18 protein-coding genes are annotated in these 22256 nt (G+C 71.4%); 11 read left to right on the top strand and 7 right to left on the bottom strand.

Translation table 11 applies throughout. From position 1 onward, the window contains the following. Positions 1-52: 52 nt before the first annotated feature. Positions 53-3889 carry an nSTAND1 domain-containing NTPase gene (locus tag ACWCHM_RS29790; RefSeq protein WP_454220713.1) on the bottom strand — a complete coding sequence of 1279 codons (3837 nt, stop codon included), beginning with the start codon at positions 3887-3889 and terminating at the stop codon, positions 53-55. 218 nt (positions 3890-4107) lie between these two features. On the opposite strand from ACWCHM_RS29790, the gene ACWCHM_RS29785 reads away from it, so the two are divergent. Further along, positions 4108-4422 (top strand): hypothetical protein, encoded by a 315-nt coding sequence (locus ACWCHM_RS29785; RefSeq protein WP_194820913.1) that lies wholly within the window; start codon positions 4108-4110, stop codon positions 4420-4422. Positions 4423-4489: 67 nt separating this feature from the next. After that, a complete protein-coding gene (locus ACWCHM_RS29780; RefSeq protein ID WP_454220711.1) occupies positions 4490-4972 on the top strand; it encodes a DUF2690 domain-containing protein in 483 nt (160 codons plus the stop codon). 105 nt (positions 4973-5077) lie between these two features. Here ACWCHM_RS29780 and ACWCHM_RS29775 read toward each other — a convergent pair whose 3' ends face one another. The 5 genes from ACWCHM_RS29775 to ACWCHM_RS29755 are packed head-to-tail and all read right to left on the bottom strand — an operon-like array spanning position 5078 to position 9130. Further along, on the bottom strand, positions 5078-5875 hold the full coding sequence (locus ACWCHM_RS29775; protein ID WP_454220710.1) for a hypothetical protein: 798 nt from the start codon (positions 5873-5875) through the stop codon (positions 5078-5080). Further along, a complete protein-coding gene (locus tag ACWCHM_RS29770) occupies positions 5844-6395 on the bottom strand; it encodes a DNA cytosine methyltransferase (RefSeq protein WP_454220709.1) in 552 nt (183 codons plus the stop codon). The genes ACWCHM_RS29775 and ACWCHM_RS29770 overlap by 32 nt, the downstream gene beginning before the upstream one ends. Then, a complete protein-coding gene (locus ACWCHM_RS29765; protein WP_454220708.1) occupies positions 6392-7252 on the bottom strand; it encodes a hypothetical protein in 861 nt (286 codons plus the stop codon). Before ACWCHM_RS29765 ends, ACWCHM_RS29770 begins: the two co-directional genes overlap by 4 nt. After that, on the bottom strand, positions 7249-8217 hold the full coding sequence (locus ACWCHM_RS29760; protein ID WP_454220707.1) for a TRM11 family SAM-dependent methyltransferase: 969 nt from the start codon (positions 8215-8217) through the stop codon (positions 7249-7251). The genes ACWCHM_RS29765 and ACWCHM_RS29760 overlap by 4 nt, the downstream gene beginning before the upstream one ends. After that, positions 8201-9130, bottom strand: a complete 930-nt coding sequence (locus ACWCHM_RS29755; protein WP_454220706.1) for a hypothetical protein — start codon at positions 9128-9130, stop codon at positions 8201-8203. The genes ACWCHM_RS29760 and ACWCHM_RS29755 overlap by 17 nt, the downstream gene beginning before the upstream one ends. Positions 9131-9965: 835 nt before the next feature. On the opposite strand from ACWCHM_RS29755, the gene ACWCHM_RS29750 reads away from it, so the two are divergent. Beyond that, on the top strand, positions 9966-10844 hold the full coding sequence (locus ACWCHM_RS29750; protein WP_454220704.1) for an RNA polymerase sigma factor: 879 nt from the start codon (positions 9966-9968) through the stop codon (positions 10842-10844). Between the two features lie 219 nt (positions 10845-11063). Here the strand turns inward: ACWCHM_RS29750 and ACWCHM_RS29745 are convergent, their stop codons facing one another. Beyond that, a complete protein-coding gene (locus tag ACWCHM_RS29745; protein WP_454220703.1) occupies positions 11064-11936 on the bottom strand; it encodes a hypothetical protein in 873 nt (290 codons plus the stop codon). A 735-nt stretch (positions 11937-12671) separates the two neighbouring features. Between ACWCHM_RS29745 and ACWCHM_RS29740 the strand changes: the two genes are divergently transcribed. The 8 genes from ACWCHM_RS29740 to ACWCHM_RS29705 all read left to right on the top strand — a co-directional run bounded on the left by ACWCHM_RS29740 (position 12672) and on the right by ACWCHM_RS29705 (position 21960). Further along, positions 12672-13052 carry a pilin gene (locus ACWCHM_RS29740; RefSeq protein WP_454220702.1) on the top strand — a complete coding sequence of 127 codons (381 nt, stop codon included), beginning with the start codon at positions 12672-12674 and terminating at the stop codon, positions 13050-13052. Between the two features lie 6 nt (positions 13053-13058). After that, positions 13059-13973: a conjugal transfer protein TrbL family protein gene (locus tag ACWCHM_RS29735; protein WP_454220701.1), complete on the top strand. Its 915-nt coding sequence runs from the start codon at positions 13059-13061 to the stop codon at positions 13971-13973. Positions 13974-14011: 38 nt separating this feature from the next. Continuing rightward, positions 14012-14935 carry a PrgI family protein gene (locus ACWCHM_RS29730; protein ID WP_454223213.1) on the top strand — a complete coding sequence of 308 codons (924 nt, stop codon included), beginning with the start codon at positions 14012-14014 and terminating at the stop codon, positions 14933-14935. After that, positions 14932-16710 carry a VirB4 family type IV secretion system protein gene (locus tag ACWCHM_RS29725; RefSeq protein ID WP_454220700.1) on the top strand — a complete coding sequence of 593 codons (1779 nt, stop codon included), beginning with the start codon at positions 14932-14934 and terminating at the stop codon, positions 16708-16710. The genes ACWCHM_RS29730 and ACWCHM_RS29725 overlap by 4 nt, the downstream gene beginning before the upstream one ends. 26 nt (positions 16711-16736) lie before the next feature. Continuing rightward, positions 16737-19226, top strand: a complete 2490-nt coding sequence (locus ACWCHM_RS29720) for a helicase HerA domain-containing protein (protein WP_454220699.1) — start codon at positions 16737-16739, stop codon at positions 19224-19226. Positions 19227-19438: 212 nt separating this feature from the next. After that, the gene (locus tag ACWCHM_RS29715) at positions 19439-20314 is read left to right on the top strand and encodes a replication-relaxation family protein (protein WP_454220698.1); all 876 of its coding nucleotides are present in this window, start codon (positions 19439-19441) and stop codon (positions 20312-20314) included. A gap of 475 nt (positions 20315-20789) precedes the next feature. Continuing rightward, positions 20790-21491, top strand: a complete 702-nt coding sequence (locus ACWCHM_RS29710; protein WP_454220697.1) for a hypothetical protein — start codon at positions 20790-20792, stop codon at positions 21489-21491. A gap of 28 nt (positions 21492-21519) precedes the next feature. Beyond that, complete coding sequence (locus ACWCHM_RS29705) at positions 21520-21960, top strand: hypothetical protein (protein ID WP_454220695.1); 441 nt, start codon at positions 21520-21522, stop codon at positions 21958-21960. Positions 21961-22256 lie beyond the last annotated feature (296 nt).

The following is a 22256-nucleotide window of genomic DNA, read 5'->3' as shown; positions in this document are numbered from 1 at the left end:
CTGTCGGAGGGTGGGATAAGGCCCCGGGAGGTTGGGTGAGGGGTGGTGAGCGCTATTGGTCGGGGCATGGCGGTTGGTAGGGCACGCCGGGAACGTAGGTCGCCCATTCGGTCGGGGTGATGGCGTTGCCTACGGTGGCGCAGAGCTGTTCGGGGATCACACTCAGGTTGGTGTTCCAGATCCAGACGGTGTTGCCGGTGCCTCCGCCGCTGAGGGTGTTGCCGTCGCGGTGGTAGGAGACGGTGTAGATGCCGCCGCCGGGTGTTGGCAGCACCGCGAACAGGGCGGGCCTGCTGCGGTCCTTGAGGTCCCACAGCCAGGTTCCGGCGTTGGTGACAGCAGCGGCCAGGGCGGTCCCCTCTGTGTTGAAGGCCAGCGTGTACACGTAGTTGGTGGGCCCGGTCAGTGGTACGCCGACCGGTGAGGGCTGTTCGGGGTGACTGATGTCGTACAGGCTGATGGAGCTGTCGGCGCTGCCTACCGCCAGGGTTCGGCGGTCGGGGCTGAACGCGACGGTGTAGACGTAGTGGCCTGCGGTCAGCGGCTCGCCGAGTGGAACTGGCGAGTCGGGTCGGCTGGTGTCCCAGAGGCGCACCGATCGGTCGATGCTTCCGCCGGCGAGCAGGCTGCCGTCGTGGTTGAACGCGACGGTCGATACGTAGTTCCCGAAGCCGGGCAGCGTGGCCAGGGGTGTCGGTGTGGTCGGGTGGGTGATGTCCCAGAGGCGGATGGTGTGGTCACGGCTGCCGGTGGCGAGGGTTCGTCCGTTGGGGCTGATGGCGACGGCTTCCACCAGTTGGTCGTGTGCTTGGAGTGCGGGGCCGTGGTGCGCTGGTCGGGTGGGGTCGGAGATGTCCCACAGCTGGACCGTGCCGGAGCGGGCGGAGACGGCCAATGTGTGGTTGTCGGGGGTGAAGGCGAGCGCGCCGGAGAAGCCGTCGGGGTTGGGCAGGGCGGGGCCGACGGGTGTGGGTCGGTGGGGGTGTTCGACGTTCCACAGTTGGGTTGAGGTGCTGCCGACGGCGAGGGTCCTGCCGTCGGGGCTGAACAGGGTCGCGCTGACCACGCCTGGTGTGGCGAGCACTGGGCCGGGTAGCGGCCAGAGTCGGGCCGTACCGTCGTTGGAGCTGGTGACTATGGCGCTGCCGTCGGGGCTGAACTGCAGGGCGGTCACTGGTGCGGGGTGGGGCAGTGTGGCGGTGATCCGTTGAGTGGCCAGGTCGTGGATCTGCACCCCGATGGCCGGGTCGGAGCTGCCGACGGCGAGCAGGTTGCTGTGTGGGTGGAATGCGACGGCGTTGACGAAGCTCTTCGGCCCGGTCAGCGCAGGCCCGAGGGGCGTCGGACGTGCGGGTTGGCTGACGTTCCAGAGGTGGGTGGTGAAGTCTCTGCTTCCGGCGGCCAGTGTTCGCCCGTCGGGACTGAAGGTGACCTGGCCGACCTCGGTGGAGGGCCCGGCGGGCCGGCTGAGCCGGTGGGGTCGTTGTGGGCGTGTGATGTCCCAGAGACGGATCGTTCCGTCGATGTCGCCGACGGCCAGGATGTGGCCGGAGGGGTGGAAGGTCAGCGATTTCGCGCCGGAGGGCGAGGGCAGGCCGACGCCGATCGGGGTGGGGTGGTGGCGGTCGGTGGTGTCGTACAGGCGGGTTGTCCCGTCAGCGCTGGCCGCGGCCAGCAGTCGCCCGTCTGGGCGGTAGGCCACCGAGTAGACGGTGTTCCCGGCGTCGGCCAGTGGCGGTAACCGGACCGGGCTGGCCGGGGTGGTCATGTCCCAGCGGTGCAGCCGGTGGTCGCCGCTACCGACGGCCAGGGTGCGGCCGTCCGGGCTGAAGGTGACCGAGTAACCGGGACTGGTGAGGCCGGTGAGCGGGTCTCCCAGGGGCGCGGGTCGGGGGCCGCTGGCCACGTCCCAGAGTCGGATGGTGGTGTCGACGGCTGCGGCGAGCAGTCGCCCGTCCGGGCTGAACGCGACGGCGTACATGGTCTGGTTCTTGCCGGTGAGCATTCTGATCGCTGGCTGGGTAGCTGTTGAGCCGATGAGGCTCGACCGGGCCTCGGTGGTTGGCGCGATCCGGTAGGCGGCCAGGGCCAGTTGCCGAGAGAGTGAGACGTCCTTGTCGCGAAGCTGGTCGGCTCGAGCTGCGACCAGGCGGGAGCGAGCCTCGTCCCGTTGGTGGGCGACTTGTTGGTGCAGGGTCTGCGCCTCGCCCGTACGGCGGACCGCGATCACGCCGGTGAGGGTGCTGACAAGGGTGAGGACTGTCAGTGCCGCGACGGTCTGGTAGAGCCGGCGGAGTTGGCGGCGGGCGTGCCGGGTGCTGGCTCGCACGAATCGTGCCGGTAGGGCTGGCGGCGCCGGGTGTGCGGCCAGCCACTGTTGGCCCGCGATCAGTCGGCTACCGCGTAGAAGCAGGGCCGGATCTCGGCTCTCAGTGATCCAGGTTTCCGCTGCGTCGGTGACCTGCTGGCCGGTGAGCAGGGCGGCTCGGTCGGTGGTGAGCCAGCCGCGCAGTTGGGGCCAGGCGGTCAGTAGCGCCTCGTGGCTGATCTCGACGGTGTCGTCGTCGACGGTCAGCAAGCGCCTGTCCACGAAGCGGTCGATCACCTCGTCGATGTCGTCGCTCGTCGTGCCCGTGGGGGCGCCCTGCAGGAGGTAGGTGCGGCGGAGCCGTCGGCGGGTGTCGGCGGAGCCCTGGCCGAGGTGCACGAGGCGGAGGAACAGTGTTCGGGCGAGTTCCTGGTGGCGTGGGTGCAGGGTGGTGTAGACGGCGTTGGCGGTCGTGGCGACCGCGCCGTCGATACCACCTGTCGCGCGGTACCGCTCGGTGGTGAGTTGGCCCGCGCCGGCCTCCCAGGTCGCCAGTAGGGCGTGCGACAGCAGCGGCAGCGTACCGGGATCGTGGGCCGCCGTCAGATGGCCGGATCGGGGCGCGATCTCTTTCAGGAGCAGGTCGACGAGGCCGTCTTCGACGTCGACGCCGGCTCTGCGGGCTGGTTCGGTGATCGCGCTGCGGAGTTCGGCGGCGGTCATCGGCCCGACGGTGAACTGGTGTTCCTGGGCGACTCCCGCCAGGCTCGGGATGCGGAGCAGGTCGGTGTAGAAGTCGGCCCGCAGTCCCAGGACGACGACGGGGCCGGGCCGTATGGTCGGTTTCGTTGCTGTGGGTGGCTCGGTGGGCCGCTGCGTCGCGGTGACGAGAGCCGCGACGAAGGCGTCCGCTTCCGTGGGGTCGACCTCCGGTGCGAACACCTCCTCGAACTGGTCGACGACGATCACCGGCGCGGTCGCGGTGTTCTGGTCGGAGAGTTGTTCCTGCCATGCCCGCAACGGACGGGACCCGGGCGTCAGGACGGCGGTGTCGATCAGTGGGCTGTTGTCGTTGTGCTCGCGGATCGCCGCGAGCAGCCCGGCTCGGAGCAGGGACGATTTCCCGATCCCGGATGCTCCGGTGACCAGCAGGATGCCGCCGCCGGCCTGCCGTAGGGTGCGCACCCGCTCGACGAGCCGGGTGGTCAGCTGCTCCCGGCCGAAGAACCAGCCGGCGTGCTCGGTGTCGAACCGGTTCAAGCCGCGGTACGGCTCTTGGGTGGCGCGGGACGTCCGGGCCCGGCGGACCCGCCGTAGCGCGGCCAACCATCGTGCGACGTCGTCGTCGGTGGCCGCGCAGGCACGGAGCACTTGCTCGAAGAGGGCGTGGGAGGACGGCTGGGGCAGGCCGCGTCCGGCGAACCAGTCGCTGATCGTCCCGTGCCGTCGCGACTGCCGGGGGATGGCGGCCACGACATCGCGTACCGAGAGGCCGGCCCGCTCCCGCAGGTGGGTCAGCTCCCGGGCGAAGTCCTGGCGGGTGCGGATCTGATCAGCGACGGGCGGGGACGGTTCGGACACCGAGACCTCCCTGCTCAGACACGTCGCCGGTCGGCCACAGGTTCCGGCGGTCGGCACCAGACCTGAGCTGAGCAGGGTGTACGGCCTCGTACGGAATCCCACCCGGGGCTTCTCCGCCCTGGTCCGGCGGGCCAATTCTGGTGTCTGACCAACGGTTGTCCGGCTGAGAAGACGGGATCCGGACACGCGAATTCCCGACTGGGAAGGAAGTCCCCGAGATGAGAACACGCATCGTCCGAGGCGCTGTGGCGGCGGCCCTGAGTACCGCCGCCGTGGCCACCACCATCACCCTGTCCGCCGCTCCGGCCGTCGCCTACCCCGGCAACTGCGGCTCGGCCCTGCGGTCCGACGGGGTGGTGTCCGCCTGGTGCGCGACCGGCACCGGCAGTGTCAGCGCGGTGGCCGGCTGCGAGTGGTTCGGCTGGTGGACCACCGCTCAGGGCCCCTGGGTCAACGTCGCCACCGGGTCGTCCCACGTCAGTTGCCCTTGGCCGTACTCCCCCCGATGGACCGGGTTCTACCTGCGGGATTGACCACGGGAGTGACCCACCGACCGAGCGCCAAGCATCCACAACCAGAGATTCGGCAAGGGAGAGAACCATGCGGGCACTGAGCATCGCGGCGATCCTGGCACTCACCGTCGGGCTGGTATTGGTCACCGCCGGACCCACCCAGGCCGCGCCGCCCGGCGGCGGCTACGACTACACCGACCCGGCACAGACCGGCTGTTCCGCCACCGGGATCACGATCTGGTCCAAGGAGCTGCGCCACCCGGCCACCGGAACGGTCAACGGTGTCATGGAGCTGCGCTACTCCACCGCGTGCGAGACCAACTGGGTACGGGTGAACAACTACATCCCGGGCGCAGCCGCCACCAAGATCATCACGCGGCCACGGGTGCACGCACCGGCGGGCGGATCGTTGGAGTACGCCACGGACAGCACCACCGACGTCTACTACGGCTGGAGCTACGGACTGCAGTTCTACGCCCCCTCCTGGGTCTGCGTGGACGTCGGGGCCGTCCTCACCCTCAACAACGCCGTGATCGGATCCAACGGACAGGCGCTCGACCGGGTCTGCTGAACAACCCGTCAGGAAGACCGGACGTGGGGGCGGGGCGGCAGCCGCCCCCACGTCCTTATGTCCGCGCCACTCGACATCAGGGCCGAACCGGTGATGCTTGGTCGATCAGGCATCCGGGTGGACGGTCATGCACGCTGGCACCCTGCACCGGTTGGGGCACAGCAGCAGCCGTAACGCGGCGGCTGCCTGTTGCGGGACGACGCCGTTGCCGAGGACCCGCAGCGCGGCGGTGCGCGGCAGTGCGAGCGCCGGGTCGGTGACCCAGTGCTGGTCGAGTCCCATGAGCCATTCCACGAACGGCGGCGCCAGGACCGGTTTGCCGTGCCGCCCGGGTTGGGTCGGCTCCGGCACGGGCCGGCCGAGCAGCAGCTCCCACCGGGCTACCGCCTCGGCGTAGACGCCCCACCGGACGGCGTCCGGCTGGCCCAACCCGCCGATGGTGGTGCGCAGGTCCGCACCGCCGTCGCCGTGTCGCCCGGGTCCCCGCGCGTCGGAGGCGCGCGGGGTGGGCAGGGTCCGGGCCGGAAAGCGCACCGCCGCCGACGGCAGAGTGAGGTCCCCGTGCGAGCCGCGTTGTCCTGGGCAGCCCTTGGTGCCGTCGGTTGCCTTCGGGGTGGGTAGCAGCACCTGTGACAGGGGTGGTCGCCATCCGGCGCCGGCGCGCCGGCCTGGGGTGCCGGTGTCGCTGGCGCGCGGGGTGGGCAGCAACTGTCCGGCGATGCCGGAGAGTCCGGGTCGACGGGTCGCCCCGGCTGAGGGGGACTTGTTCGACCCGTATATCGCTGCGGTGGGGGTGGGCAGCAGGTGGTGGCGGGTTCCGGTGGGCTCGATCAGGTCGGGTAGTCCGTGCTGGTGGCCGGGGCCCTTGCCGTCACGGGCGCAGGGTGTCGGCAACGTCCGCACCGCCTCCCCGGCAATGGGTGGGGGTGGCGAGCAGGAACAGCCTGTCGCGTTGGTGGGCGGCGCCGATGTCGGATGCGCGTAGGCATAGCCAGCTCGTGTCGTACCCGATCGCGGCCAGGTCGGCGTGGACGACGTCGAGTCCTCTGCGTAGGAGGGCGGCGACGTTCTCCACGAAGAGCAGGTGCGGTCGTAGGACGCGAACGGCTGTGGCGATGTGGTTCCAGACGCTGGAGTGCGCGCCGGTGATGCCGGCGCGTTTGCCGGCGTTGCTGATGTCCTGGCAGGGGAAGCCGGCGGTGAGGATGTCGACGGGTTCGATGTGGGTCCAGTCGACGGCGGCGATGTCGCCGAGGTTGGGGATGCCGGGCCAGTGGTGGGCGAGGAGGGTGGCGGCGTGACGGTCGGTTTCGGCGTACCAGGCGAGTTGGCCGCCGAGCACCAGCTCGACGGCCAGGTCGAGGCCTCCGTAGCCGGTGCAGACCGACCCGACTCGTGGGGCGGCGGTGTGTGCACGGTTCACGCCACCTCCCCATGCCCGGCGGCGGGTGCCGTGTCGTGCGGGCAGGTCCACGGCCCGCAGGCGGGGGCGTCGGCCGGTCGTGGGCGTGGGCGCAGGACGACCTCGTCGAGCGGCACCCGGGCCCTGTGGAGGAAGAACTGCCCGCGTAGTGGGTGCCCGTCGGCGTTGGCCTTGGCGGAGCCGTTGCGGATCGCGTGGTCGAAGGCGACGGCGTCGGCCCACTCCGTCGGGCTGTTCGCTCGTAGGTCGGCCCAGAAGCCGTCGTCGTGGAACGGGCAGCCCACGCAGGACGACTTCGGGGTGTCGCCGAGTCCGTGGTCGGCCAGGTATCGGAGACAGTCGGTTCGCCGCCAGCCCAGGTCGAGCAAGGGAAAGATGTTGCGGGTGTAGGCGACGTCGGAGTCGCGGGCGCGGCCGATCTCGTCCAGGCTGATCCCGATCGCCATCTGCGCCCGCAGCCCGGCCGGGACCCGTGTCGGGTGCGGGTAGCCGAGGCGGCGCCGTACCTCCGCCTTGATGGGTTTGATCTTGTATTCGGACGTGCACTGCCGGCGGGCCATGCCCCGTTCACCGTTCGGGCCGAGCGTGAACAGGGGCATAGACGCGAAGCGGTGCTTCGGGTCGAGGGCGTCGGCCCGGATGTCTCCGGCGCCGACGCGCACCACGTCGATGCCGGCGGTCTGAGCGATGCCGGTCAGACGGTCCAGATGTCGGTAGACGGTCGCCGGTTCCCAGCCGGTGTCGGCGAAGATCGCCGCGTCGAACCTGGGGATCGTGCCCTGGGCGGCGAGCAGCAGCAGCGTGGTGCTCTGCACGCCCGCGCCCAGCGACAGGTAGCGGTGGGCCGGTGCGCTCACGCGACCACCCCCGTGTCGTCCCGCGATGGTTGCTTGGTGAAGATCAGGACGTCCTCGTGGGCGATGAGGTGCATGGGTGTGCCGGCGGCCCTGGCCTTGCGGACCTGTTGGAGTTGGAAGAACGACGGTCGGGCGACGAGGTGGTCGTCGCGGACGGCGGCGAGGAGCGCGACGCACCGTTCGGTCGGGACGAGGCCGGCACGCCGGCCGGCGGCGATGACCAGGCTGGGCAGGTCGATCAGCTCGCCCTGTTTGCGCCAGGGGCGGGCGGTGACCACGACGGCGCCGCCGGGGCGTAGCAGGGTGGCGCAGCCGGCCAGGATCTGGGCGAATCCGTCGGCGAGGCCGGTCAGGTCGCGGTAGGCGAGGTTGCCCTTGTCCTCGCCGTACCGGTCGTCGTGCTTGACGATCCCGCCCTCGCCGGGGCGGACGAGGCCGTGGACGGTGGGCCCGTACGGGGGTGAGGTGACCACGAGGGCCACCTGCCCGGTGAGGGCTGTCGGGACGAGGGACATGAGGCGGGTCGCGTCGCCGCGGATGACCGACGCGCGTCCGGTGGCACCGTGGTCGTGGGCGTGGCGGATGTTGGCGTCGGCGATGTTCGACCATTGCGGCTCGTACTCGATGCCGAAGGCGTCGCGGCCGGCGTGGACGGCCTCGACCAGGGTGGTGCCGATGCCGCACATCGGGTCCAGGACCAGGTCCCCGGGCCGGGTGTAGGCGGTGATGGCGTGGGCGGCGATCGCCGGGAGCATCCGGGCGGGATGCTTCACCGACTCGGGCATGTACCGGCCGCGTCGCTGGACGGGTCCGGTGGACTGCGCGGTGGCCCACACGGACAGGCCGTCGGGGTCCGCGCGGTGGCGGCCTTCGTACTCGTGGTGCCGCCCCTGGTAGTCCCCGTCGGCGGGGGTGGGGGTGTTCGGCTGTGCGGTGGCGGGGGTGGGTTCAGGCACGGCGGTCACCCCCGCCGCGGGTGCCGCGTCGCCGCGGTGCGGCATCGGGGGTGGGCTTTGTGCGTGGGGTGAAGACCAGCAGGTCGGCGTGCACCCGCAGGTGCGCGACCTTCCACTGCTCGGCGGTGGTGTGGGCGAGGGTGAGCAGTTCCTCGTCGGTGACGACGTGGTAGAGGAACTGGTCGCCGTCGGTGTCGGCCTCGACGGCGACGATGTGCTGCAGGTAGCCGAGTCCGACCCGGGAGGCGGCGGCCACGAGGGGACCGAAGTCCTCGGGCGTGGGCTGCGTGCCGGCGGGCACGCCGACGATGAGGACGAGGCAGCCGCCGGGGCGCAGCAGCCGCGCGCAGGCGGCGAGGAGCCAGGCGAGCCGGACCCGGGCGGTCGTGTCCGTGTCGTGCAGCGGCCAGGACGCGACCACCAGGCTGGTGTTCGTGTCCAGGGGTCCGTCGCCGGCTGGCCGGACGACAGGGGTGTCGGTGCCGGGGAGGTCGGGGTCGGTGAGGTCGTCGCCGAACCACTCGACCAGCTCGGGTGCGTCGTCTCCGCCGTCGTCCCGCGGGGTCGGGGGAAGCGGGCTGGTGTCGTCCGGCAGGGTCGTGGTGGCCGGGCCGATGATCAGGCCGGACCTGCTGTCGGTGAACCAGGCACGGTGGTGCCGCCGGTTACCTCTGGCGCAGGTCGCGGTCAGGGCGTGGTCGCGGGTGAGGTCGACGACCGCCTCCCCGGGCCGGCTGTAGGCGGCGACGAGGCGGTAGGCCAGACGGGCGGGCAGGCTGGTGTGGTGCTCGGCGTCGGTGCGGGCCGTGCGCCAGACCGTGATCGGGACCGGCGGGTCGCCGGCGATCAGGTCGATGAGTGCGGGGTCGGCCGGTGCGGTGTGGCCTGCCTGGGTGTTGTGGTGCGGCGTGTGCTCGCTCATGTGTTGTCGGCTCCGCGCCGCGCCGTGAAGCGCTGACACCCCCGAACCGGGGTTTGTGAGCCCTGACGAACACTTGCCGCGCTCACCCCCACTCACAGGCGCCGCACCGGTGGTCGCCCGCTTTCGTGCGGACGTCTCTCTCCGCCCCGCCCGTGCGGCGAGCAGAGACAGCCGCCGGTCGGCCACGAAGGACTCCGGATCCGACCCGTTCTGTCAGTTGCGGTGCGTCACTGACAGAACAGGGCGGGAGGGCCGCTTCCGGCGTGCCGGTGCGACTCGATGTGGGCGTGGATCGCGGCTTCGACCAGCACTGTGAGAGCCGGTGTGAGTGGTACCCCAGCGGCAACCCGGCACCGGCACGGTAGCCCTGTCACAGGTTGGTGTCTTCACGGTGGCGGTGCCTGCGCCGCTGTCAGAGGCGCTGCCGGCGAGCTGGCGCGGGTCTGTCGAGGGTGGCCGGTGACAGCGGCACGGGAGCGGGGTCGGACTGTCACAGGCTGTCGTGTGTGAGCGTGGCGGGTGCCGTCGACGTCGCGTCACGAGACTGCGGGTGAGCCGGGTGCCGCCGTCACCGCGAGGGTGTCCCGGGGGTTCTGTCAGCCTGTCACAGGGCAGGTCAACCGGCCTTCGCCGGAGCTTCTGTCAGCGGGTCACAGGCGATGCGGGCCGGTGGCGGTGCGGCGGTGACAGACGCCGAGAGACGGGCGCGGTCGGAGGTCTACGCAGCGCTGTCAGAGGCTTGTGAGGGTCGTGTGGCGGAATCGATGCCACCGTCCGCCGCGATGACACAGGCGGCCGGTCATCCGATCCCCCGCACTGTCACAGGAGTTTTGACATGAGCGTGTCCGACGCTACGACCTGGCCAACCTCCGCCCTCGACGCGGCGGCGACGGCCTTCACCGCGCTGACGTGCGAACCCGCACCGCTGGTGCTCGACTGCGCGGCGTTCGGCCCCGACACCGGTCTCCCGCAGCGGGTGATGCCGCTGCCGGCGCTGCGGGACTGGCTGCTGCGCCACCCCCACGCCTACACGGTCCGTGACGAGGTGTGGCGGGAGTTGATCCGCCGCGCCCGGCTCGACGGGCCGCACTGGGTCATCGCCGCGGTCGGCATGGCGCTGCCGGCGCTGCGGCAGTACGCGGCCCGGCTCTGCGAGGGCTACGACGGAGACCCGGCGGACGTGGACGCCGAGATCCTGACCGGCTTCCTGACCGCGCTGCGCGACCGGGCCGACCTGACCAGACCCGCGCCGTACGCGGGCCTGTGCCGAGCGGCGTGGCGGGCCGGACGGGACCTGCGCCTGCAACGGCAGGAGTACCTGCTGGTCGAGGATATCGAGCACGCCGCTGCGGGATCCCGGACCCCGAAGACGCCCTACGGTCACCCCGACCTGCTGGTCCGCCGTGCGGTGATCCTCGGGATTCTCGACCCCGAGGACGAGCAGGCCTACATCGACGTGCGGCTCGGGCACCGGGCGATCGAACCCATCGCCGCAGCGCTCGGCATCAGCGTTGACGCGCTGCGGATACGGCTGTCGCGCATCGACCGCCGCATCGCCGAGGCTCTCGCCGACGGGCTGCTGACCGGGGTCGCGTCGCCGCAGACCCGGGCACGCCTCCGCGTGCACGCGCAGCGGCGCGGCCAGCGGCGAGCCGGGCGGGCCGCGGGCATCCGCCGCGACATCACCACGTCGCCGGCTACGGCAGCTGCCTGACGGCGTACGAATTCACTGGTGGTGGCCCGACGCGTCGCGTCGGGCCACCACCATGTCGGTTCGTATCCCTGACGGTGCGCCGACGGGCAAGGATCGGAATCCCTCGGCAGCCCGCAGCGATGGCTGTCGAGCGGACCTCGCTGGTGGTGCGACCGGGCAGCCGGCGACAGCGGTGGTCAAGGGGCTCGTCCTGCCCTAGGCGGTGGGGGTGTCCGATGCCTACCCATGCCGGTACGGGTCGGCGGCGTTCCAGACGCTGGTGAACTGCTCGTAGAAGTAGTCGAACCACTCGCCGTCGCGTCTGCGGATCATCCGGAAGGTGGGCCGTAGTTCGTGGCGGCCACCGAAGGAGCCGAGGCGGAACTCCATCGAACCATCGACCAGACCGGGGTCATAGGCATAGAGCGTGTACGGGGGCAGGTAGTCGATCAGGCGAACCTCCAGGCCGTCGCCCTGCCCCATGCGTCGTTCGAGCAGCCCGAGGTTGATGGCCAGTCGTTCCTCCAGTCTCTGCCGGCCCCACGTGGGCCCGGCCCGGAAGGCCAGCATGGACATCGCGGCCCCGCCGGGACTGATCAGGAGGACCTTGACCCGGACGTCACGGGCCAGCGCCTGACCGAGGTAGGTATCGATGTAGGGGATGTGCATCGCCAGGGTCGTCCCCCACAGCCACACCTCGTCCTGAGCCTGCTGGATCAGATCGGAGATCTCGCTGACGTCGTCCAGTTCGGCGAAGAACCGGTAGGCGGACACGGGCTGGGTCAGGTCACGGAGAAGCCGTTGGCGGGTCTGGATCGACTTCGACTTGTGGACGCGGTCAAGCGCGTCAAGCCACGCGGAGACCTCCCGGTCGTCGTGCACCTCGCAGGCGGCGAGGAGGTTGAGCAGGAGCTGGCGGCTGGGCGGCCGGGCTCCGGAGCGCGCCTCACTGAGGGACGTCCGCGGCATCGGCCGGTTGTGCGCGATCCCCCACGACTCCAGTTCCCGCAGAGACAGGTTCCCGCAGTGCGACAGGAGGTGACGGATGCACCGCGCCAGCCCTTCCGCCGTCTGCACCGACGAGGGCTCCGGTGCCATGCTGTGGTCGGACATGTGTTCCTCCCCGATGAGATTCGATGCGGCGAGTATCGATGGCGACCGGGGCGTCCGGCACCTGACGGTGTGTCCGGTCGGACACACCCCGGACGGTCTGCCATCCGGGGGTGCACGGAGGATCGCCGGACGGCACCGTAGTCCTCCGACGCTCGATGATCTTGCTGGACGGGTGGTCGCAGGCGCCTGCTGGTGACATGCCCTCCGACATGCCTCCCTCGCCGCGTACCTGCCGACCCGACGCACACCCCGAGGCCGACAGCGACCACACCCGTAGCCTGCGGGCCAGGATCATCCCGATGGTGACCGCCGGTATCGCCTCCGGGATCGCCCGCGCAGTCACCGCATGGTTTCTCGACCACCTCAGCCTCTAGCCCGCCGTCGCCCACTGGTGAGCGTGCTGTGAGCGCGGCAAGTGTTCGCCACAGCTCACAAGACCCGGTTTGGGAGTGCGGGACTTCTCCGAGCGGCGCCGCTGCTCGCTGGTTCCGCCCGCCGCCGGGCGACAGGAGGAGCGCGATCCGCGTGCCTCGGGTGCCGCGCCACGTTGATGCGCTGACACCACATTGATGACCGCAACCCACCCCTGAGGGAGGACGAGCTCCTCCCGAGGCTCGCGGTTCGTTCCCCTCCCCTGTGCGCCCGGCGGCGGCCCCCATGGACCGCTTCGAGTCATCGCCGCGCCCCGGTCACGCCCCTCGGCACCCCCGGGAGTGCGGCGGGAGGTGAACCGCAATGTCCCGCACTCCCCTTCACACGCGTCGCAGCCGCTGTATCGGCAGGGTCGTGCTGCGCGCGGCCGTGTCGCTGGCCGCCGTCGTCCTGTCCCTGACCGTCCCGGCCGCCGCGTACGCCGATCCCGGCGGAGCCGTTCACGTGGCGGCGAACTCGTTGCCGGTGGTGATCGCTAACCTTCAGGCCTGGGTCATGGGTATCCTCGCCGCGATCGCCACCCTCTTCCTCGTCCTGGCCGGCGTGTACTGGGCCACCGCCGGTGGTGACCCGTCCCAGGTGGAGAAAGCCAAGCTCGCCCTGCGCAACGCCCTGCTCGGCTACGGCCTGGCCGTCCTCGCGCCGATCCTGCTGCAGGTCGTCCAGGGCATCGTCGGCGGCTGAGTCGTCATGGGATGGTTCCTCGATCAGGCACTCGACTGGCTCACCACGGCGGTCCTGGCCTGCCTCACCGCGATCTTCGACCTGATCACCGGCATCCTGCTTCACACCCCGAAGGTCACCGCGCTGCCGCAGGTGCAGGCCCTCACCGGCCGGTCGGTCTGGATCGTCGACACCGTCTTCGTTCTGGCGTTCGTCGCCGCTGGCGTGCTCGTCATGGTCGCCGGCGGCGGCGAACAGTCCCGGTACACGGTCAAGGACCTCCTCCCTCGGCTGGTCGTCGGCTTTACCGCCGCGCACTTCTCCCAACTTGCCTGCGCCCAGCTCATCGACGTGGCCAACGCCCTGACCGCAGCGATCAGCGAGGCAGGCCCCGACGACACGGGGGCGTTCACCGCGATCCGCACCCACCTCACGGCGGCACAGGACCACATGGTTCCGCTGTTGTTCCTGGTCTTGGTCCTGATCATCGCCGTGCTGGTCGTGACGACCGCGTTCCAGGTGATCGGCCGTTTCGTGGCGTTACTGGTGATGACGGCAGTCGCGCCGCTGGCGCTGGCCTGCCACGCCCTACCGCAGACTGACCCGTTCGCCCGGCTGTGGTGGCGCTCCTACACCGGATGCCTGGCGATCCCCGTCGCCCAGGCGTTCTTCCTCACCGCGGGCGAGCAGACCCTCCTCGACCCGGAGGCGATGCTGCCGGTGTTCGGCCTGCCCGTCGACCCCGGCGGCACCCTCAACCTCCTGGTCGTCGTGGTCCTGCTCTGGACCACCGTCAAGATCCCCACCCTGATGGCCCGCTGGGCGGGTCAGAGCGGACGCGGCACGACGAACATGCTCGGCGCGGTCGTCCGTGTCGTCGTGGTCCAGCAACTCTCCCGCGCCGTCCCGGGCCTGAACACGCTCCGGAGGACCCTCCGATGACCTCACCCGACTCCGACGGTGACCTGACCCGGGCGCGGATGCCCGCCGATGTCGACGCCCCCGACAAGGTCGCCTACGGCCTGACGTTCCATCAACTGGCGATCGTCGCCGCCGGCACCCTGCTCCTCTACGCCGCGTGGCGCACCCTGCACGCGGTCGTGCCCGCCCCGGTCCTCATCGGCGCGGGGGTGCTGCTCGGCGGGCTGGTCATCGGCCTGGCCCTCGGCCGCCGCGACGGCCTGGCCATGGACGTGTGGCTGCTGCACGCGATCCGCCACACTCGCGCCCCGCGCTCGCTGTCGAACACCAGCATCGCGGCGGACACCGGGGTGCCGGAGTGGGTCGAGACGCCCCGCAGCGGGCGGGTGCCGCTGCCGGCGCCGCTGCGGCTGCCTGCTGACGCGGTCGACGACGACGGGGAGATCACCCTCGGGGGTGCCCGGGCGGCGATCGTCGGCACCACCACGGTGAACCTCGCCCTACGCACCCCCACCGAGCAGGCGGCCCTGATCGAATGGTGGGGCAGGTGGCTCAACAGCCTGTCGACGCCCACGCAGATCGTCGTGTCCGCGCAACCGGTCGACCTGGCCTCCCACGGCCGTGCCCTCGCCGCCGCCGTGGACGCCCAACCGCACCCCCAGCTGCGGGCGGCGTGCGCCGACCACGCCGCGTTCCTCGCCGACCTCGCCACCCGGCGGGACCCGCTGCGCCGGCAGGTCCTGATCGTCCACCGCACGACCGTCGGCGACCGGACCTCGCATGCGGGCCTGCGCCGCGCCGACGACACGGCACGGACGCTGTCCGGCCTCGGCGTCAGCCCACAGGTCCTCAACGGCCCGGCGGTCACCGCCGCACTGGCATCCGCCGCCGATCCCTACCGGCCACCACGTCCAGGCGGCCTGGCTGCGCCCGACGCCGTCATCACCGCCACCACCCCCCGCACGAACAGGAAGACACCATGATCAGGAAGAGAGGAAGCACTGGCGGTGATGAGCAGCCGCAGCTGGCGGCGACGGTCGCGCCGGCCACGGTCGAGGTCACCCCACGGTGGCTGCGCGTCGGCGACGGGTACGCGGCCACCCTCGTGGTGACCGGATACCCGGCCGAGGTCGGCGGCGCGTGGCTGGAACCACTGCTGTCCTGGCCGGGCCGCCTCGACCTCGCCCTGCACATCGAGCCGCTGCCGGTGCCGATCGCCGCCGCCCGGCTGCGCACCCAACGGGCTCGCCTGGAGTCATCTCGTCGGGCGGACTCCGACCGGGGCAAGCTGGCCGACCCCTATGTCGACGCCGCCGCCGAGGACGCCGGTGACCTGGCCGAACGACTCGCCCGCGGCGCGGCGAAACTGTTCCGCGTCGGTCTGTACCTGACCGTCCACGCCCGTTCCGAGGCCGAACTGGCGCAGGCGTGCGCGCAGGTGCGGGCCGCCGCCGCGTCCACCCTCCTGGACGTGCAACCGGCGACCTGGCGGCAACTGGCCGGCTGGACCACCACTCTGCCGCTGGCCACCGACGGGCTGCGGATGCTGCGGACCATGGACACCCAGGCCCTGGCCGCCGCGTTCCCCCTGGCCAGCCCGGACCTGCCCGCACCACTGCCCGGCGACCCGCCCACCACGGGTGGTGTCCTGTACGGGGTCAACCCGGCCAGCGCCGGCATCGTCTGGTGGGACCGCTGGACGCAGGAGAACCACAACTCGATCGTCCTGGCCCGCTCCGGAGCCGGGAAGTCGTACTTCGTGAAACTGGAGATCCTCCGCAACCTCTACCACGGTGTGCAGATCGCGGTCGTGGACCCCGAGGACGAGTACCTGCGGCTGGCCGACGCGGTCGGCGGCAGCGTCGTCCGGTTGGGCCTGCCCGGCGTGAAGATCAACCCCCTCGACCTGCCCGCCGGCGACCGACGCCCCGACACCCTGACCCGCCGCGGGCTGTTCCTGCACACCCTGATCAGCGTCCTGCTCGGCCATCAACCGCCACCGGCGGAACGGGCCGCCCTGGACCGGGCCATCCTCGCCGTCTACCGGCAAGCCGGCATCACCGCCGACCCCGCCACCCACCACCGGCCGGCACCCCTGCTCCGCGACCTCGCGCAGACACTGCGCGCCGACGACGACCCGGCCGCCGCGACGTTGGCCGCCCGGCTCGCGCCGTGGGTGCAGGGCAGCTTCGCCGACCTGTTCAACGGGCCCACCACCCAAGCCCCGGCCGGGCACCTGGTCGTGTGGTCGCTGCGGCACCTACCCGATGAGCTGCGCACCGTCGGCACCCTCCTCGCGCTGGACTCGATCTGGCGCACCGTCGACGCACCACAACTTCCGTCGCGGCGGCGGCTCGTCGTGGTCGATGAGGCGTGGCTGTTGATGCGCGACGGCGAAGGCGCGAAGTTCCTGTTCCGCATGTCGAAGGCGGCACGCAAGCGCAACGCCGGGCTGACCGTGGTCACCCAGGACGCCGCCGACGTGCTCGGGACCGACCTTGGCCGGGCGGTGGTGTCCAACGCCGCCACCCAGGTGCTGCTGCGGCAGGCCCCGCAGGCCATCGACGCCGTCGGGGAAGCGTTCGGGCTCACCGGCGGCGAACGACGCCTGCTGCTGTCGGCCCGCCGCGGCCACGGCCTGTTGATCTCCGGCGTGAACAGGACAAGCTTCGAATCGATCTCCTCGACTGCGGAGCACGCGCTGTGCACCACGGACCCGGCCGAGCTCGCCGAGAGCGACGAGGAGGACGACCTGTGACACCACCCCTGGACGTTCGGGGATCTATGCTCCTGTCGCCGCCACCGGTGCCCAGCCCCACATTCGGGCCGGGCACCGGTGCCGTTCCGCCTCCTACCGGACCGGGAGCGGCCCTGGTCGACCTCGCCGTGTGGGCCACACAGCGGCCCTGGTTGGCGGCTGTCGCCGCCGGGCTGCTGATCGGCTGGGTCGCCGCCCGGAACCTGGTCGAGATCCGACGGCACCACCACCACGCCCAGGGTGCGCGGCTCGTGACGATCGCACCGCCGCCCGAGGTCGACCCGCGCAGCGCGGGCGCGTTGTGGGCCAACCTCGCCGGCGTGCTCACCCCGTCACGGCGACGGCGCCTGCTCTACGGCGCCCCGCACGTCGTCTGGCAGTACATCTGGTCGGGCCGCCAGCTGCTCATCTCGATCTGGGTACCCGGCACCGTCCCGCCCGGGGCGGTCGAGGCGGCGGTGCGGGCGGCGTGGCCCAGCTCGGCCACGACCACCGACACCAACCCGCCCCCGCCGATCCCCTTACTGGCGCACCCGGCCACCGGTGGACACCTGCTGCCGATGTTCGCGGAGTGGCTACCGTTTGCCGTCGATCACGACGCGGACCCGCTGCGTCCGCTGATGTCGGCCGGCGCGCAACTGAAACCCGGCGAGTACGCATGCGTGCAGATCCTCGCCCGCCCGGCCGCACCCGGTCGGGCGGCACGAGCCCGTCGCGCCGCCGGACGGCTACGCGCCGGCAAGGCCGCCCTACCGGCGATCAACCCGGCCGCGCCGCTGCTGTGGCTGCTCGACGCGTTCCTACCCGGCAACAGCGGTGGTGGCCGGGTCACCGCGCCCGCCGCCCGCCGGGATCCCACCGTGGAGCGGGACGTGCGGGCGATCCTGGACAAGACGGCGCATCCGCTGTGGCAGACCGGCATCCGGTACGCCGTCGCCACCACCAACCAACGGTCCGGCGCGGACCCCCGTGGTCGGCTGCGGGGTATCGCCGACACGCTCGCCTCGGCGTTCGCCATCCACACCGGCCGTAACCAGCTCACCCACCGGGCCCGGATGCCCGCCCCGGTGGCGGTCCTCGCTGCCCGCCGCCTCGGCCCCGGATTCCTCACCTCCACCCCTGAACTCGCCGCTCTCGCCGCACTGCCGCAGGATCTCGCCGTGCCCGGCCTGGACCGGGCCCGGGCGGCGTCCATGCCGGTGCCGGTCGCCGTCCCCGGCGGAGGGCGTGGTGTGAAGATGCTCGGTGACGCCGAGATCGGCGGCCACAGCGTCGGGTTGTCGGTGGCGGATGCGAGGTATCACCTGCATGTGATCGGTGCGACGGGCTCCGGGAAGACCACCCTGCTGGTCAACATGGCCCTCGACGACATCAAGGCCGGTCGCGGCACCGTCGTCATCGACCCCCACGGCGACCTCGTCCTGGACATCCTCGACCGGCTCCCCGCCAGCGTCGCCGACCGTGTCGTGCTCTTCGACCCCGACCAGGAGAATCCGCCGACGCTGAATCCCCTCGAAGGCGACGACCCGGACCTGGTGGTCGACAACCTCGTGTCGATCTTCGGGAACATCTTCGCCAAGGCGTGGGGGCCGCGGATGGACGACGTCATGCGGGTGGCGTGCCTGACCCTGCTACGCCACAACAACGTGACCCTGCAGCACATCCCGCCTCTGCTCAACAGTCCCCAGTTCCGGTCGGCGATGACGGTGGACCTGGATGACCCGGCCGGGCTGAGCGGCTTCTGGCAGTGGTACGACAGCCTCAACGACAGCCTCCGATCGCAGGTCATCGGACCCGTCCTGGCCCGGCTGCGGTCGTTTCTGCTGCGGGACTTCGTCAAACGCACCATGCGGTACCCGAAGTCGAGCTTCGACATGGGCAAGGTTCTCGACGGCGGGGTGCTGCTCGTCCGGATCCCCAAGGGTGTTCTCGGCGAGGACACCAGCCGGCTCCTCGGCTCCCTGATCCTCGCCCAGGTGTGGCAGGCCGCCACCGCCCGCGCCGCCACCTCATCCGAGCGGCGACGCGACGCGACGCTGATCATCGACGAGGCGCAGAACTTCCTCACCCTGGCCAACAGCCTGGACACGATGCTCGCCGAGGCCCGCAAGTACCGGCTGTCCCTTGTCCTCGCCCACCAGGACCTCGCGCAGTTCCCGCGGGACCTGCTCGCCGCCGCATCGGCGAACGCCCGCAACAAGGTGTACTTCACCGTGGCGCCGGAGGACGCGAAGGTGCTCGCCCGGCACACGATGCCCGAACTCGGCGAGCACGACCTCGCCCACCTCGACGCCTACACCGCCGCGGCCCGCCTCGTCGTCGACGGCCGCCAGACCCAGGCGTTCACGATGAAGACTCGCCCGCCGAAGCCGGTCGTCGGTGAGGCGACCGCGATCCGTCAGGCCGTCGCGGCGGCGGTACCCGTGCAGGACACCAGCGCCATCGACGACCTCGTCGAACGGCTCAGCCGCAAACCCGACGACCGGCGGACCCGCCCGAAGAGCGACCGCACCTGAACGTCCTCTGCCGGTCCGGTGGCGTCGACCGGGTCGCCTACCGGCTCGTCACCGGGATCGTCACCCGTGACCGCCCGCCACCCGCCGCATCGTCCTGACCTGGGCTGTCAGTGCCGCACACGCCCCCTGACAGAACCCCGATGCGGTCCCCTCCCGTGCCAGACACCCCTCCCGATCGGGAGGGAACCCTCATCCTGCCCAAGGAGCGATCCGTGTACTCCCGTGTCCCGCCCCTGTCCAGCAAACCCGACCCCCTCTCGGTGTTCGGTCGCATCGTCCCCCGCGACCACGCCCTCCTGCGTCTGCTCGCCGAGCACTACCTGCTGTCCACCGACCAGATCACCCACGCGTTCTTCGACAACCGGCGCACCGCCCAGCGGCGGCTGACGATCCTGCACCGCCTCGACGTGCTGCACCGCTTCGGCCGCAGCGGCGCCCACGGCCGCTACGGATCCCTGCTCTACACCCTCGGCCCCGTCGGCCTGCAACTGCACCCGACGAGGTACCACGACCCGAACGGCTCCGGCGGCAAGGCGCCGCGCAGTTCCCTGGAACGGGCCAAGCGCATCGCCGCCAGCGGCCAGGTCAACCACCTGCTCGGGGTCAACCAGTTCTTCATTGACCTCCTGGCCACCGCCCGCCGCGCCGACACCGTCCGGCTGTCCCGCTGGTGGTCCGAGCAGCACGCCACCACCGTCTACGCCCAGGCCGGCATCCGCCCCGACGGCCACGGCGTGTGGACCGTCGGCGACACCTCGACCGGGTTCTTCCTGGAACACGACAACGACACCGAGAACCTCGCCCGGGTCGTGGCCAAGCTGCGCGGCTACGAACGCCTCACCACCTTCGGACCCCGCTACCCCGTCCTGTTCTGGGTGCCCAGCCGCCGCCGCGAGACCAGCCTCCTGGGCGTGCTCGCCGGACTGCGCACCACCAGCCCCATCGCGACCGCCGTGCACAGTCCCGACCCGGCCGGCCGGGTGTGGACCCTCGTCTCGGACCCCACCCACCGCCGTTACCTGCACGAACTGCCCTGCGACCACGGCCCCGACACCGTCACCAACCCGCAGCGTTTCGACGACCTGTAGGACTCACACCGCAGGCCAGCGGCACCGCCCGCGCGTACCGAGGGCTTCCGGGCAGGTCGCCCACGCGCTGCGTCTGTCACCGACCACGATCGCCTGTGAGTGGTCCGAAGTCTCACAGCGTCGACGTCAACGACGGCTCACCGCAGGTCGGAACTTCTCACAGCGCAGGTCAACCCCACTCTTCGGCGGCTACGTCGCCGCAGCGGCCTGACAGAACAGGCCGCTACCTTTCACGGACCAACAGCACCCACATATTTCTCACCCGGTTCGGTCCCACCTCGGAACCACCGCCGCACCCACCGGTGCGCCACGCCCACCCGCCCCTTCCAAGGGCCGGTCGGCGCCGCGCCGCGCGGCGACCCCAGGTCGCACCGCACCACCCCGCACCACACCTCTCCCCTTGCGACCGACCCACGTACCCGGTGGGCCGGTCATCTCCGCGTGCCCTGACGCGCCCACACCCCAGGAGGACCCCATGGCCAAGGACCCGGCCCGCAAGGCCACCCCGCCGACGGCGACGGTCGGCACCATGATCGTCTGTGTTCCGGACGACCTGCCCCGCGAGGCCCTCACCGCGCACCAGCTCGACCGCACCTTCGGTGTGCGGGGCACCCTGTCGCCCCGGTTCTGGGCCACCGCCATGTTTCTGTGGCAGCGCGGCCAGATGTTCGGGCTGCGCAAGGGCCGCCCCGCCTACTGCGCGGGCGGGCCGGTACGGCTGCTCGACCTGCACGGCATGCGTCAGGCCGCCGGCATGGGAGCGGGCATCCGCCACCAACTGTTCAGCCAGATCGTGCATGGCACCAGGCCGGCCACCCCGTGGCACGTCTACCTGGCCCGCCACCTCGCCGACCCCACCAGGTACCCGTACGACACGGCAGCGGCGGACTTCCACCACCAGCCCCGGGTCAACGCGATCCGGATGCACAACGCCGCCACCTACGGTGCCGGGCGGATCGCCGTCGGGGAGCTGGAGATGTACCAGGCCGGCTCCAGGGCCTACCAGCACCACAGCGCGCTGACCGCGATCGTCGGCGACGCGCTGATCACCGCCGACGGCGAGAAGGTCGTCCCGGTCAGCGACGCCATGGCCGACCGGGTCACCTACCTCGAACAGGCCCACCGCCTGCTAAACACCATCGACCCGGACCAGCGGCTGCTCGCCGTCGCGCTCTGAACCCGGCCCCGACAGGAAGGACACCGCCATGGGTCGCGTCATGTTCCTGCTCGACGAGGTCGAGCAACTCGCCGACGCTTGCCTGCGAGCCCAGCGCCGAACCACCACCAACCCCGAGGCACTCCACCCGACGCCAGCGGCGCTGCGGGTCATGCACGACGAGTTCCACCGGGTCTACCTGACCGGCGACAACAGCTCCGTGGGTGAACACCACCGCCTGCGGCCCGTCACCTGCGGCCTCGTCGGCTGGCAGGAAACCCCGGTGCTCGCCGGGGAACTCACCGGCAGGCGCTACCGGCGGCTGCACCCCGGGTTTCTCGGTGACATGCCGCTGCACGGGCCCGACCGCGACCTGCTGCACCTCATCCAGTCCGGCATCGACGCCGGCTGGAGCATCCTCGTCGTCGACTACGTCGACGACGCTCTCATTGCCGGTGTCGGCCGTGGGCGCTTCCGCGCCCCGCGCTGACCCCCTCCGATCGGGCCGGCAGCGCCATCCCTGTACCCGAAGGATGCGCGCTGCCGTCCGGTCGGCCCGGCACCCCACCTCATGCCCCACGGGCTACCGCGACCGCAGTCAGGTTTCCGACCAGCAGCGATCCCTCGTGCGGTGTTCGCCGAGCACCTCGGCCGCGACCAGCCGGCCCGGGTGCGTTACCCCGGCCCCCAGCCCCAGTCCTCGTACCCGAGGCGGCGCCTGGCCGGTGATCCGCCGGTTGCCCCAGGCAGGGGCACCCATTGCACTACCGGCCGGCGACACGGCCC

It is taken from the genome of Micromonospora sp. SCSIO 07396, assembly GCF_053667945.1.
The sequence above is the reverse complement of the archived record's forward strand: the minus strand, read 5'-3'. Positions and strand labels throughout refer to the sequence as shown.